At 67.3% G+C, this 12,575-nt stretch carries 18 protein-coding genes; 9 read left to right on the top strand and 9 right to left on the bottom strand.

Going from position 1 to position 12,575, the window contains the following annotated elements; translation table 11 throughout:
• The 3 genes from resB to WAX14_RS20470 all read left to right on the top strand — a co-directional run.
• Nucleotides 1-1,271 (top strand): cytochrome c biogenesis protein ResB (resB, locus tag WAX14_RS20480; protein WP_422629877.1); only part of this gene is annotated, 1,271 nt, incomplete at its 5' end.
• A complete protein-coding gene (ccsB, locus tag WAX14_RS20475) occupies nt 1,268-2,248 on the top strand; it encodes a c-type cytochrome biogenesis protein CcsB (protein WP_422629876.1) in 981 nt (326 codons plus the stop codon). The genes resB and ccsB, both read left to right, overlap by 4 nt.
• Before the next feature lie 54 nt (nt 2,249-2,302).
• Nucleotides 2,303-3,313, top strand: a complete 1,011-nt coding sequence (locus WAX14_RS20470; protein ID WP_422629875.1) for a MinD/ParA family ATP-binding protein — start codon at nt 2,303-2,305, stop codon at nt 3,311-3,313.
• On the opposite strand, the gene WAX14_RS20465 is transcribed toward WAX14_RS20470, so the two are convergent.
• Together WAX14_RS20465 and WAX14_RS20460 are read right to left on the bottom strand one after the other, a co-directional pair.
• Entirely contained in the window at nt 3,295-3,480 is a 186-nt protein-coding gene (locus WAX14_RS20465) for a hypothetical protein (RefSeq protein WP_422629874.1), read from the bottom strand. The genes WAX14_RS20470 and WAX14_RS20465 overlap by 19 nt on opposite strands.
• A gap of 190 nt (nt 3,481-3,670) precedes the next feature.
• Nucleotides 3,671-3,883, bottom strand: a complete 213-nt coding sequence (locus WAX14_RS20460; protein WP_422629873.1) for a BldC family transcriptional regulator — start codon at nt 3,881-3,883, stop codon at nt 3,671-3,673.
• Between the two features lie 295 nt (nt 3,884-4,178).
• Between WAX14_RS20460 and WAX14_RS20455 the strand changes: the two genes are divergently transcribed.
• From WAX14_RS20455 to WAX14_RS20430, 6 genes are read left to right on the top strand one after another with little or no spacing between them, the layout of a single operon-like run.
• On the top strand, nt 4,179-4,514 hold the full coding sequence (locus WAX14_RS20455; RefSeq protein WP_422629882.1) for a DUF4229 domain-containing protein: 336 nt from the start codon (nt 4,179-4,181) through the stop codon (nt 4,512-4,514).
• Complete coding sequence (locus WAX14_RS20450) at nt 4,511-5,614, top strand: PLP-dependent cysteine synthase family protein (protein ID WP_422629872.1); 1,104 nt, start codon at nt 4,511-4,513, stop codon at nt 5,612-5,614. Before WAX14_RS20455 ends, WAX14_RS20450 begins: the two co-directional genes overlap by 4 nt.
• 39 nt (nt 5,615-5,653) lie before the next feature.
• Nucleotides 5,654-6,406: a lysophospholipid acyltransferase family protein gene (locus WAX14_RS20445; RefSeq protein ID WP_422629871.1), complete on the top strand. Its 753-nt coding sequence runs from the start codon at nt 5,654-5,656 to the stop codon at nt 6,404-6,406.
• Between the two features lie 13 nt (nt 6,407-6,419).
• Entirely contained in the window at nt 6,420-6,686 is a 267-nt protein-coding gene (locus tag WAX14_RS20440; protein ID WP_422629881.1) for a helix-turn-helix domain-containing protein, read from the top strand.
• A gap of 5 nt (nt 6,687-6,691) precedes the next feature.
• The gene (locus tag WAX14_RS20435) at nt 6,692-7,240 is read left to right on the top strand and encodes a Clp protease N-terminal domain-containing protein (protein ID WP_422629870.1); all 549 of its coding nucleotides are present in this window, start codon (nt 6,692-6,694) and stop codon (nt 7,238-7,240) included.
• A gap of 54 nt (nt 7,241-7,294) precedes the next feature.
• Nucleotides 7,295-7,687, top strand: coding sequence for a phage holin family protein (locus WAX14_RS20430; protein ID WP_422629869.1), 393 nt, complete (start codon nt 7,295-7,297; stop codon nt 7,685-7,687).
• A gap of 18 nt (nt 7,688-7,705) precedes the next feature.
• Here WAX14_RS20430 and WAX14_RS20425 read toward each other — a convergent pair whose 3' ends face one another.
• The 7 genes from WAX14_RS20425 to WAX14_RS20395 all read right to left on the bottom strand — a co-directional run bounded on the left by WAX14_RS20425 (nt 7,706) and on the right by WAX14_RS20395 (nt 12,501).
• Nucleotides 7,706-8,575 carry a 1,4-dihydroxy-2-naphthoate polyprenyltransferase gene (locus WAX14_RS20425; protein WP_422629868.1) on the bottom strand — a complete coding sequence of 290 codons (870 nt, stop codon included), beginning with the start codon at nt 8,573-8,575 and terminating at the stop codon, nt 7,706-7,708.
• A gap of 28 nt (nt 8,576-8,603) precedes the next feature.
• Nucleotides 8,604-9,752, bottom strand: a complete 1,149-nt coding sequence (gene menE, locus WAX14_RS20420) for an o-succinylbenzoate--CoA ligase (protein ID WP_422629867.1) — start codon at nt 9,750-9,752, stop codon at nt 8,604-8,606.
• Nucleotides 9,749-10,048 carry a DUF3349 domain-containing protein gene (locus tag WAX14_RS20415; protein WP_422629866.1) on the bottom strand — a complete coding sequence of 100 codons (300 nt, stop codon included), beginning with the start codon at nt 10,046-10,048 and terminating at the stop codon, nt 9,749-9,751. Before WAX14_RS20415 ends, menE begins: the two co-directional genes overlap by 4 nt.
• Nucleotides 10,045-10,452 carry a DUF3349 domain-containing protein gene (locus WAX14_RS20410; RefSeq protein ID WP_422629865.1) on the bottom strand — a complete coding sequence of 136 codons (408 nt, stop codon included), beginning with the start codon at nt 10,450-10,452 and terminating at the stop codon, nt 10,045-10,047. Before WAX14_RS20410 ends, WAX14_RS20415 begins: the two co-directional genes overlap by 4 nt.
• Nucleotides 10,453-10,473: 21 nt before the next feature.
• On the bottom strand, nt 10,474-10,737 hold the full coding sequence (locus WAX14_RS20405) for a hypothetical protein (protein WP_422629864.1): 264 nt from the start codon (nt 10,735-10,737) through the stop codon (nt 10,474-10,476).
• Nucleotides 10,734-11,948, bottom strand: coding sequence for an inorganic phosphate transporter (locus WAX14_RS20400; protein WP_422629863.1), 1,215 nt, complete (start codon nt 11,946-11,948; stop codon nt 10,734-10,736). Before WAX14_RS20400 ends, WAX14_RS20405 begins: the two co-directional genes overlap by 4 nt.
• Nucleotides 11,949-12,120: 172 nt before the next feature.
• A complete protein-coding gene (locus WAX14_RS20395; RefSeq protein WP_422629862.1) occupies nt 12,121-12,501 on the bottom strand; it encodes a VOC family protein in 381 nt (126 codons plus the stop codon).
• Nucleotides 12,502-12,575 lie beyond the last annotated feature (74 nt).

Below are 12,575 nucleotides of genomic sequence, written 5' to 3'. Positions count from 1 at the left end.
CGCGGAACCTGAGCCGCCTGCCGCACCACACCGAGACGACCGTCGACGGCAGCCCCGACGAGGTGCTCGCCCGGGTCCGCGGCCAACTGAGGGGCTGGCGCGTCGCGCAACGCACCGGGGGCGCCCGCGCGAAGGACGGGGAGCTGACCCTGTCCGCGGAAAAGGGCTACCTGCGCGAGTTCGGCAACCTCGTCTTCCACATCTCACTGGTCGGGCTGCTCGCGACGATCGCGTTGGGCAAGCTCTTCGGCTACGAGGGGCAACGGATTCTCATCGCACACGGGGAAGAGTTCTGCACGACCTCACCGGCGTCGTTCGACTCGTTCCGGGCCGGTGTGACCCTCGACGGAACCGGCCTCAATCCGATGTGTATCCGCGTGAACGATTTCCGGGCCGACTACCTCGACAACGGTCAGGCCGAGATGTTCACCTCGAACATCGACTACCAGTACGGCGACGACATCACCTCGAACACGTGGCGGCAGGCCGAGTTGAAGGTGAACCATCCGCTGCGGGTCGGCAGTGACCGCGTCTACCTGCAGGGCCACGGATTCGCGCCGACGTTCACGGTGACCTGGCCGAACGGTGAGACCCGCACCGAGACGCTGCAGTTCGCCCCCGACGACCCGCAGACGTTCCTGAGCAGCGGCGCTATGCGGTTCGACCCACCGGGCGGCATGTTCCCGGACGCCGACGAGCGACGCAAGAACCAGATCGCGATCGAGGGTCTGTTCGCGCCGACAGCCGCGCTGCACGGCACGCTGCTGTCGTCGGCGTTCCCGGCGATGCTGGATCCGGCTGTTGCCATCGACATCTACAAGGGCGATTCCGGTCTCGATACCGGTAGTCCGCAGTCGCTGTTCTCGCTCAATGGTGAGCTGATCAATCAGGGGCGCCTCGTCAAACAGGACCGGGTGAACCTGCGTCCGGGGGAGAGCGCCACCCTGCCGGACGGCACCGAAGTCCGGTTCGACGGTGCCGTCGACTTCGTGAACCTGCAGGTGTCGCACGATCCGGCGCAGCAATGGGTGCTGGTGTCGGCGCTGACCATGATGGCGGGCCTGCTCGTGTCGCTGCTGGTGAAACGTCGACGTGTCTGGGTCCGGGTGTATCCGGCCGGTACAGTGACAGACGGCGAACGACGAACCGTAGTAGAGCTCGGTGGTCTGGCCCGCACGGATCAGGCGGGCTGGGGAGACGAGTTCGACCGCCTGGTGGCGCGCCTGCTCGGCCATGACGCTGCCGGTGCCGCAGAGGAGAAGAACGCATGATTGCCAACGAGACGCTCGCGCGGTACAGCGATTGGGCTTTCGAATCCGCCTTCGCAGTGCTGGTGCTGGCCTTGGTGCTGCTCGTCGCCGAGTACGCCACCTATCGGGCCGATCGGGTCGCCGAACGCGAACTCGAACGCGAACTGACTACCGTCGGTGCACCCGCCGACGGTCCGCTGGTTCCGGGACGGGTCGACGGCCCACCGAGCCGGACGATGTCGGAGCGGCTCGGCAATATGGGTCGCGCCCTCGTGGTGGTCGTCGCGGCGCTGCAGGTCGTCTCGATCGTGCTGCGCGGCCTGGCCACCGAGCGGTTCCCGCTCGGCAACATGTACGAGTTCGTGTCGATGGCCTGCGCGGCGTCGATCCTGTTCGGCCTGGTGGCGCTGCGCAAGCCCGCCTATCGCATCATGTGGGTCTACGTGCTCGTGCCGGTGCTGATCCTGATGTTCCTGGCCGCGACCGTGCTGTACGCGGATGCCGCGCCCACCGTGCCGGCGTTGAAGTCGTTCTGGTTGCCGATCCACGTGACGATCATCTGCATCGGCAGTGGCATCTTCCTCGTCTCCGGTGTCGCCAGCCTGCTGTTCCTGCTGCGTATCCGGCACCCGAAGGGCTCCGAGGGTCCCGGTGTGCTCGGCCGCACCGCGCAGCGACTGCCGGATCCGCAGGTCCTGGACCGCTTGGCGTACCGCACCACGATCATCGCCTTCCCGCTGTTCGGTGCGGGCATCATCCTCGGTGCGATCTGGGCGGAAGCCGCGTGGGGCCGCTTCTGGGGTTGGGACCCGAAGGAAACCGTTTCGTTCATCACCTGGGTCGTCTACGCTGCGTACCTCCACGCGCGTGCGACGTCGGGTTGGCGCAACACCCGCGCGGCGTGGATCAACGTCGCCGGCTTCGTCGCCATGCTGTTCAACCTGTTCATCATCAACATGGTGGTGTCCGGTCTGCACTCCTACGCCGGCCTGACCTGATCCTGCTATCGTCCTCGGCGGTCGTAGGTGGGGTACGAGGACGGGGGACGGGCGATGCCGGAGAGAACAGCAGGAGGGCCGTCTGCCGGAGCGGAGCGACCGTCGGCCGGGGTGGAGCGACCGTCTGCACAAGACCTCGATGCGTCGCTGCTGGTGCGCCGGGTGGTGCCGCCGCCCACGCGGGGCTGGCGACGCGCGCTGTACCAGGGCACGGGCGGTCGCATCAATGTCGGTGACAACAGCCGCGATCGGAACCGGCTCGAATTGGGTGACCAGGTCCGGCAACCGCTGGTCGGCTGCTACCGCATCGCTCTGCTCAGCCTGAAGGGCGGGGTCGGCAAGACCACGACGACGGTCACCCTCGGATCGACGTTCGCGGCGCTGCGCGGGGACCGCGTCATCGCGGTGGACGCGAACCCGGACCGCGGCACACTCAGTCAGAAGGTCCCGTCGGAGACCCCGGCGACCGTGCGTACGCTGCTGCGCGACGAATCGCGGGTCCGCACCTACGGTGACGTGCGCGCATACACCTCGCAGAACCGGCACCGTCTCGAGGTTCTCGCGTCGGACAGTGATCCGGCGGTGTCGGAGGCGTTCAGCGCGCAGGACTACGAGCGAGTCCTGTCGACGCTGGAGCGGTACTACAGCATTGTTCTCACCGACTGCGGAACCGGTCTGATGCACTCGGCGATGCGTGCGATTCTCGAGAACGCCGACGCACTGGTCGTCGTCAGTTCGGGTTCGGTCGACGGGGCGCGCAGTGCGTCGGCAACCCTGGATTGGCTCGACGCGCACGGATACCGCGACATGGTTGCCCAGTCGGTGGCGGTGGTCAACGGCGTGCGACCACAGTCCGGCAAGGTCGACGTCGATCGACTGATCGGGCACTTCGCGCAACGGTGCCGCGCGGTACGAGTCCTGCCCTTCGATCCGCATCTGGAGGAAGGCGCGGAGGTCGACCTGGATCGCCTCCACGGACGCACCCGTCGCGCGCTGCTCGGCCTGGCTGCGGACATCGCCGCGGATTTCCCTCGCCGGTCGGGAATTCAGTCGCCGCTGTCCTGACCGTCGGCGCGGCGGCGGTGGGCATCACGATCCATCTTCCACAGGAATTCGGGATCGTCGTCCGGACCGAGTACCCGGCCGGACTGTGAGTGTGTTGCCGGACCGAACGCCTTCCACAGCAGAACCGCGAGTGTTACCGCACCGATGAATGCCAGCAGATAGAGCACGATGCACCTCCTTGCCGTGTATGCGCCCCGCCGATCCGGACCGGGCCGTGGGGAACTGTTCTACCCAGTCTATGTGGTGGTACCAGCGATGACACCGTCAGGTGTTCCCACCGCGTCGCCGGGTTTGCCGGATTGATCCGGATGACGGATACGCCGAGGTGATCGGCGCGATCGAGTCGAGTTTGCGACGTCAGTGGGTGGTGGCTTCGGTCGTGAGCGAGCGCAGCAGGGCCAGAACCTCTGTCTCGCGGAAGCGTCGGTGTCCGCCCGGGGTGCGCAGGGAGCCCAACCGCCCGGCGTGTGCCCACCGGGTCACCGTCTTGGGGTCGACGTGGAAGAGCGCCGCGACCTGACCGGGTGTCAGCAGAGATTCCTTGGTGCCGTTGAAGGTAGGTGCACTCATTGCTGTAGTCCTCCGGAGTTGTCGTCTGATGGGTTGTCGTCGTGAACGGTGTTTCGTCGTGAACGGTGTTTCGTCGTGAACGGTGTTTTGCCGTGATCGGGAGTTTCGTCGTGATCGGGAGTTTCGTCGTGATCGGGTGTTTCGATCGGTTGTTCCCCGCCATGTTGACATCGAAACCCTCGGTTGCTCGAACGGTCTACGGCTGGTAAAGCGGAAGTAATAGACAAAACGGACGATATGTACGGATATTCGCGGCGCGGCGGACGGCTACCCTGGACACGTGAACGACGGACACGTGAACGACGCAGCCGACAATCGCCCGGATCCGGACCCGCAGGCAGCTACCGGTAAGGGGACGCTCGTCCGCGATGTGGTTCTGTACTCGCTCGCCCGGATGCTGCTGGTCGTCGTCCTTGCCGCCCTGATCCTCTATATCCCGCGCGCCTTCGACGTCGAGATCCCGCTCGTCATCGCAGCACTGTTCGGTGTCCTCATCGCGCTGCCTCTGTCCCTCGTGCTGTTCGCCCCGCTGCGCCGGAGGGTGAACGAAGGCATCGCCGACGTCGACGCCAGGCGCCGCGCCGACCGTGCCGACCTCGAGGCCCGCCTGCGCGGCCAGGACGGCAGATGACCGACGCGGGAACCGCGGACTCGGTCGACCGATCGGTTCCGCGGGGCTGGGCCGACAACGCGGTCCGGCTCATCGAGGCCGACGCGCAACGCAGCGCGGACACGCACCTGCTGCGCTACCCGCTGCCCGCCGACTGGGGCATCGCGCTCTACCTCAAGGACGAGTCGACGCACATCACCGGCAGTCTCAAGCACCGGCTCGCCCGATCGCTGTTCCTGTACGGCCTGTGCAACGGCTGGATCAGGGAGGACACCCCGATCGTCGAGGCATCGTCCGGTTCCACCGCGGTGAGCGAAGCGTACTTCGCGAACCTGCTCGGCCTCGAGTTCGTCGCGGTGGTCCCCCGCAGTACCAGTGCCGCGAAGGTCGCGTTGATCGAGGCGCACGGCGGTCGCTGCCACTACATCGACCGGCCACCGGAGATCTACACCGAGGCGCAGCGCCTGGCCACCGAGCTCGGCGGCCACTACATGGACCAGTTCACCCACGCCGAACGGGCCACCGACTGGCGCGGCAACAACAACATCGCCGAGTCGATCTTCGCGCAGTTGCGGCTCGAGGAGCATCCGGTGCCGGAATGGATCGTCGTCGGTGCGGGCACCGGCGGTACCAGCGCCACCATCGGGCGCTATCTGCGGTACCAGCGTCATCGCAGCAGGCTCGCGGTCGTCGACCCGGAGAACTCGGCCTTCTTCGGCGGTTACGCGACCGGCTCAGCGGACTACACGACCGGGATGCCGTCCCGGATCGAGGGGATCGGACGCCCGCGCGTGGAGCCGTCGTTCGTCCGGGAGGTCGTCGACCGGATGATCCGGGTTCCCGACGCCGCGTCCGTCGCGGCCGCGCGACACGCGAGTGAGGTTCTCGGTCGGCGCGTGGGCGGATCGACCGGCACCAACTTGTGGGGCGCGTTCGGGCTCGTTGCCGAGATGCTCGTCGAGGGTCGCCGGGGCAGTGTCGTGACGTTGCTGTGCGACGGCGGGGAACGCTACGGGCAAACCTACTATTCCGACGACTGGGTCGCGTCCGAAGGACTGGATCTCGCCGGGCCGGCCGGAACCCTGCGGGCGTTTGCGTCGACCGGGGTCTGGACTGTCTGAACTGGGCCGTCGTGCCGATCGGGCGCGTACCGTGAAAACATGGATCGCCCCGAGGTGACCCTGGCGAACTACCTCGCCGTCTACGATTTCTATCGCGATCACCAGCAGCCCCGCGCGCTCGCGACGGCGGCGTATGCGATGCTCGCGGCTCGATTCCGTCCCCGCGTGCACTACCGGGCCGGTGCTCGTGAGGCGCTGCGCGAGGTGGTCGGAGACGGTGCGCCGGTGATCGTCGTCGCGAACCATCTGACCCACAGTGATCAGTACACGCTCGCCGCGACCGCGTGGCGGTCGCCGCTGCGCGCGTTGATCGGCCGTACCCGGGTGCTGGCGAAGGACGAACTGTTCCGCGGACCGCGGCAGCGTTGCGAGATCGACATGATGGGCGGAATCCCGGTGTTCCGTGCCAAGAACCACGGGGTGCGGGCCGTCGCCGATGCCGGCCGCTGCATGATGGACGTCGCCGCCACGCGTCTGAGCAGGGGCGATGCCCTGGCGATCTTCCCGGAGGGAACCTGCAATACCGGTGACCCGGCGCGGGTGCAGGCGGTAGGCAGCGGTATCGGTCATATCGTGCGGCGCGCCGCCGCGCTCGGTGAGTCGCCGGTGCTCGTGGCCATCGGCATCGCCTACGGACCGGACAACGATCCGCGGAAACCCGCGAGCGTCTTCATCGCCATGCCGGTGCCGCTGCCGGTCGGAACGCCCCGCGAGATCACCCGTCGGGCCGCGGACGAATTGCAGCGTGCGGTCGACGGTGCGGTCGCGCGCTATCCGGCGCCTGGAGGCTGAATGTCAATGAGTGTTGACAGTGTGGGAATGTCAACCTACATTGACACATGTGAGTGCTGACACTGCGGGTGACGCCACGACGCTCGCCGCGTCCGCCGCGAGCCCCGACCCTGCCGAGGGTCTGCGTGCCGTCCGGGCGTTGCGGCGACTGCTCGAACGACTCGAGGCGATCCAGGTCGAGAACGCCCGTGCCCAGGGCTGGTCATGGCAGGCCATCGCGGACTCGCTCGAGGTGAGCAGGCAGGCCGTCCACCAGAAGTACAACCGGAAGCGCAGGTAACCACGATGTTCGAACGATTCACCGACAGTGCCCGCTCCGCCGTCGTCACCGCGCAGACCGAGGCCCGGACGCTCGGCGCCGACGAGATCGGCCCCGCGCACCTGCTGCTCGGGGTGCTCGTCAACGCCGATGGCTCGCTGCACAACCAGCTCACGGGCACCGGGCTGACCGCCGACGCGATCCGCGCCGGTCTACGATCCGGCGCGCTCGGCCCGGACGATGCGGAGGCACTCGACAGCATCGGTATCGACCTCGACGCCATCCGCGAACGCCTCGAGTTCTCCTTCGGGGAAGGCATCCTCGATCGCCCGTCGACCGGAGGTGGCCGTTACGGTCGCTGGGGACACATCCCGTTCACTCGTGGCGCCAAGAAGACACTCGAACTGGCCCTGCGTGAGGCGATCGCCCGCCGCGAGCGGTTCATCGGTGCCGAACACCTGCTGCTCGGCATTCTGCGCTCAGACGACGAGACCGCCATCGGACTCGTCGACGCGCACGTCGCCCGCGGGGAACTGCGTCGGTTGCTGCACGACCGCCTCGACCGTGCTGCCTGACCCTGTATCCGGCCTCACCCGACACACACGCAAACGTGTGTAACAGTGGCGGGTATGACATCACTGATCCTGCGATTGGTCATCAACGCGGTCGGGCTGTGGCTCGCTGCCACCCTCGTCTCGGGCGTCACGATCGGCGAGATGGAAGGCGCGGACGGAATCACCGGAAACGTCGTTCTGGCCCTGCTCGTCCTCGCGGTGATCTTCACGATCGTCAACGCCCTCGTGAAGCCGTTCGTGAAACTGCTGTCGCTGCCCCTGGTGATTCTGACCCTCGGCCTGTTCACGCTGGTCGTCAACGCGTTGATGCTGTGGCTGACGTCGTGGATCAGCTCGTTCACCGACTACGGCCTGTCTCTCGACGGATTCTGGGCCGCGGTGTGGGGCGCTCTGATCATCTCCATCGTCAACCTCGTGCTCGGCATGTTCGTGCCCGACGGCAACTGATCGCCGCCGCGTCTGCCCTCAGCCGAACGCGAGGGCCGGCGCGGTCGCGAGCGCCCACACCAGCATCGCGAGCCCCGAATCCCGCAACGCCGGAATCAGGCTCATGCCCTGCTCGCCGGCCCGGACCGGCGCGTGCGCGCGCACCGCGAACGGTACCGCCAGCAGACCGGCCAGCGCCCACGGAGTCACCGCGACGAGCGTGAGGGTCGCGACGAACGGCACGACCATCAGGGCCAGATGCAGGGTGCGGGTGCGTGGATCGCCGAGCCGCACGGCCAACGTACGTTTGCCGCTGACCGTGTCGGTGGGAATGTCCCGCAGGTTGTTCGTCACCAGCACCGCCGACGACAGTGAACCGATCGCGACCGCGCACGCCAGACCGGCCCACGTCACCCGGCCCGCCTGCACGAACTGGGTGCCGAGCACCGCCACCAGACCGAAGAACACGAACACCGCGATCTCACCGAAACCGCTGTAGCCGTACGGGCTGCGACCCCCGGTGTAATGCCAGGCGCCGACGATGCACACCGCGCCGAGGAGAATCAGCCACCACGCGCTGGTCGCGGCCAGAACGATGCCGGCGACCGCGCCGATCCCGAAGCACACGAACGCCGCACCCTTGACGCTGGCAGGCGACGCCAGGCCGGAACCCACCAGCCGCAACGGGCCGACCCGATCGTCGTCGGTGCCGCGGATGCCGTCGGAATAGTCGTTGGCGAAGTTCACGCCGATGACGAGAGGCAACGCCACGAGTAGCGCCAGCAGCGCCTTCCACCACACCGCCCCGTCGATCGCCGCGGCGGCGCCGGTACCGGCGATGACCGGGGCGATCGCGTTGGGCAGGGTGCGCGGGCGGGCGCCTTCGAGCCATTGACCAGCGGTTGCCATGAGTCGATCTTCGCACTCACGCCGGATGTCAGGAGAATCGGGCGACGAGCGCGCGGCGGTCGACCTTGCCCGGACCCCTGAGCGGCAGCGCATCGACCACATGCAGTTCACGCGGCGCCGCGGTGCGGTCGAGCGTTGTCGACACGTGGTCGCGCAACACACCGAGGTCGGGGGCGGCACCCGGCGCCGCGACGACGACGGCGACCACGCGCTGTCCGAGCCGACGGTCGGGCAGGCCGATCACGGCCACCTCCCGCACCGACGGATGCTCGATCAGGACCGCCTCGACGACCTGCGGCACCACGGTCAGCCCGCCGGTGGATACGGCTTCGTCCAGTCGGCCCAGGATGCGCAGTAACCCGCCGTCGACGATCCCGGCGTCGTCGGTGCGGAACCAGCCGGGCTCGGCGAATCCGGGATGGTCCGGCAGGCCGCGATAGCCGGACGCGAGGGTGGCGCCGCCGAGCCATACCCGCGATGCGGTGTCGACCCGCACCTCCACGCCGCTCAGGGGCACCCCGTCGTAGACGCAGCCGCCGCACGTCTCGCTCATCCCGTAGGTGCGTACCACGGTGATTCCGGCGGCGTGGGCGCGACGCAACACCGGTGTCGGGGTTGCGGCGCCGCCGAGCAGCACCGCGTCGAGTTCGGCGACGGCACGCGTGGCGTCCGGATGTTCGAGGGTTTTGATCAGTTGGGTCGGCACCATCGACGAGTACCGGCGCGGCCCGCTCATCGCGGCGACCGCGGCCGGGAGGGCCGCCGGGTCGAAACCGCCCGCGACGTCGACGACGACCGGATCGGTTCCGGAGAGCAGGCTGCGCAGCAGCACCTGCATTCCGGCGATGTGACGGGCGGGCAGCGCGAGCAGCCACGATCCGGTCCCGCCGAGACGTTCGTGGGTGGCGTCGCCGCTGGCGCGCAGGGCGCGTGCCGTCAACTGGGCGCCCTTCGGTGTTCCGGTGGTGCCGGACGTGGCTGTCACCAGCCCGATACCGTCTGCGATGGGTTGTCCGGGATGCAGCGCGTCGGCCAGTCTGCGGATCTCACGGTCGTCGTCGGCGGGTACGGGCAGCAGCGCCGGGCCGTCGCCGTCGAGCATCCGGCGCAGGGCAGGAAGTATCGCGACGGCGTCCCGGCCGGATGGAACGGGCAGGATCTCGAGCCGGCCGGTCACAGTTCGTGGCCTGTCAGGGGCCAGCCGCCTGCTTCGAGGTGACGCCGCACCCGGTCCACGTCCCGATCCAGCGGGATCTCGTTGGTGATCTTGGTGATGAGCACGGCGATGTCGGTCTTGCTGATGGGCAGGTCACCGGCATCGATCAGCGCGTCGGCGACCTGGGTGACCTCGTCCTCCGCCAGGCGGCGGGTGAGCAGCGCCAACAGGGGGACGTAGTCCTGCTCCGGCACCCCCTCCGGGTAGCCGGCACGAAGCCACCCGATGACCGAGGTCAGGAACGGGGGGAGGATCACGACGTCGCTCGGTGCGATCTGCGATCGGCCTCGTTTCCGTCAGGTCCGGAGACTGCAGTCTCGGAGTCGACGGTCTCGGAGTCGGCGGTCTCGGAGTCGACGGTCTCGGTCACCACCGGCCAGCCCCCGGCCGTGAGCCGTTCGACGACCCGTTCGACGTCGTCGTCCGTCGGGTCCTCGCGCAGCACGCCCGCGATGATCTGCTCGAGAGTGTCGTAGTCGACGTGGCGTTCGGGATGTTCGTGGGCGGTCGAGATGGACAGTTCCACGATCTGTGCGATGTCGTCGTCGGTCAGCCGTCGACGCAGCACCGCGAGCAGCGCGAAATGGTCCTTGGCAGGGATGCCTTCGGGGTAGCCGGCGCGCAGCCAGTCGAGAACCGAGCGGAGCGAATAGGTGGGCAATGTCCTTCTTTCCCGGTGCGATCAGAACAGGGTGATGCCGAGACTGCTGGACAGGAAGTCCGCAGTCAGCAGCAGTATTCCCGCAATGATGGCGATTACAACCACGGTGAAACAGACAACGGCGCCGAACATCCCGAATGGGGTCGGTCGGCTGCTGTCGTCGGTTCCTCCCGACGCCAGTGAGCGCATCCCGAGCGCGAACAGCGCAGGTAGACCGGCACCGAAGATCAGGCCGACCAGGACGACCTGCCACAGCGAACTCAGGGTGTGTGTCAGCAGATTCACAGGTGTTCCTTCGAGTCGATCGGTCGAGGTGCCGATACCGCAGCCGTGTCCGTGTCCGTGTCCGTAGCCGTGTCCACGTCCGTTCCGCCGTCCCATTCGTCGGTGACATTGGATGCGTCGATCGGCTGCTTGCGCGACCGGAGGTACATGAATCCGGCCAGTGCGCACAGGATCGCGAAGACGACCAGGACACCGGGCAGGCCGCCGACCAGGTGAGCGATGCCCCAGCAGATCGCGCCGACGACGGCGGCGGACGGCAGCGTGATCAGCCAGGCGACCGCCATCCGGCCGGCGACACCCCAGCGCACGTCGGCCGATTTGGTGCCGAGGCCGGTGCCGAGGATGGAGCCGGTCGCGACGTGTGTCGTCGACAGTGGCAGGCCGAAATGGCTGGACGTGAGGATGATCGCCGCCGACGACGATTCCGCTGCCATGCCTTGCGGCGGTGAGATCTCCACCAGGCCCTTGCCGAGAGTGCGGATGATCCGCCAGCCCCCGAGGTAGGTGCCGAGAGCGATCGCGACGGCACAGGAGAACTTCACCCAGAACGGCATCTCCGCGTCCGAGGTGATGGTGCCGTGCGCCACGAGCGCAAGGAAGATCACGCCCATTGTCTTCTGGGCGTCGTTGGTGCCGTGCGCGAGGGAGACGAGCGAGGCGGTACCGACCTGACCGATGCGGAAGCCGTGGGAGCGATGGTTCTCGGGAATATCGTGCGTGAGGCGATGTACTGCCCAGGTTCCGATGGTGGCGACGAGTGCGGCGACCACCGGCGCGAGCAACGCGGGAATGATGACCTTGCCGAGAACGCCGTCCCAGACGACGCCCTGGATGCCGATGGCGGCGAGTGCGGCGCCGATGAGTCCGCCGAACAACGCGTGCGACGAACTGGACGGAAGGCCGAACAGCCAGGTCGCGAGATTCCACAGGATGCCGCCGACGAGTCCGGCGAACACGATGGTGAGGAGTTCCTCGCCGCCGGTGCTGTCCAGATCGACGACACCCTTCGCGACGGTGGCCGCGACTTCGACGGACAAGAACGCGCCCACCAAGTTGAGTACCGCGGAGAGGGCTACTGCCACCTTGGGTTTGAGAGCACCCGTGGCAATGGACGTGGCCATTGCGTTTCCGGTGTCGTGAAACCCGTTGGTGAAGTCGAAGGCGAGGGCAGTTACTACGACTACCAGGAGAACGAGGAACTCAGCGGTCACATCACAACATTGTGAGGTATTGGGGAGGTGAAAGTACAGTGAAGATCAATTGACGCGGAAGCGTCTCGAAGTCGTTATGCGAGGTAGTGGCGACGAGGGGCGTCCCACTATGTGGGCAGATTCACGTATCGACTCGGCGGCATTTCGGGCAGGATCGCTCTGGAGCCCTGGGTTATCGGGTGTCCCGGCGGATCGGATGGTCCGGAGGAATGTGCACCAGCACGACGGGGACGCCGTCCGGATCCGCGATCCACAACTCGTGCAGACCCCACTGCTCCTGTCGGGCCTCCCGTGTGATCTCGATGCTCGCCGCTTCGAGTCGAGTCTGGGCGTCGTACACATCGCGCACCTGGAGCCAGAGTGCCCCCCGGAAGTGGGTCGGTTCGTCACCCCCGCCGTGCCCCGCAATCTCGATCAAGCCCTGACCGGCGAAGAAGACCGTGCCGCCCGGGTACTCCCGTGCGATCGCCAGGCCGAGAGTTGTTCCGTAGAACTCGACTGCTGCCGCGTAGTCGCGCGGACGCAGAATCGTCCGACTGCTCAGTATCTCCACGGGAGATCTCCTTACCTTGCTCGTCGATGCAGTTGCTCGTCGATGCTGCTGGTCGATAGTGTGCCGGACGGCCG

It is taken from the genome of Rhodococcus sp. (in: high G+C Gram-positive bacteria) (assembly GCF_049299235.1).
In the GTDB taxonomy this organism is placed as follows: domain Bacteria; phylum Actinomycetota; class Actinomycetes; order Mycobacteriales; family Mycobacteriaceae; genus Rhodococcus.
Note: the sequence above shows the minus strand (reverse complement) of the source record. Positions and strands in the feature narration are given on the sequence as shown.

Coding starts and splice junctions, on each gene's coding strand:
- WAX14_RS20430 (WP_422629869.1), top strand. CDS start 7,295: ATGACATCACTGATCCTGCGATTGGTCATCAACGCGGTCGGGCTGTGG.
- WAX14_RS20435 (WP_422629870.1), top strand. CDS start 6,692: ATGTTCGAACGATTCACCGACAGTGCCCGCTCCGCCGTCGTCACCGCG.
- WAX14_RS20425 (WP_422629868.1), bottom strand. CDS start 8,575: ATGGCAACCGCTGGTCAATGGCTCGAAGGCGCCCGCCCGCGCACCCTG.
- WAX14_RS20460 (WP_422629873.1), bottom strand. CDS start 3,883: ATGAGTGCACCTACCTTCAACGGCACCAAGGAATCTCTGCTGACACCC.
- WAX14_RS20470 (WP_422629875.1), top strand. CDS start 2,303: ATGCCGGAGAGAACAGCAGGAGGGCCGTCTGCCGGAGCGGAGCGACCG.
- WAX14_RS20450 (WP_422629872.1), top strand. CDS start 4,511: ATGACCGACGCGGGAACCGCGGACTCGGTCGACCGATCGGTTCCGCGG.
- WAX14_RS20445 (WP_422629871.1), top strand. CDS start 5,654: ATGGATCGCCCCGAGGTGACCCTGGCGAACTACCTCGCCGTCTACGAT.
- ccsB (WP_422629876.1), top strand. CDS start 1,268: ATGATTGCCAACGAGACGCTCGCGCGGTACAGCGATTGGGCTTTCGAA.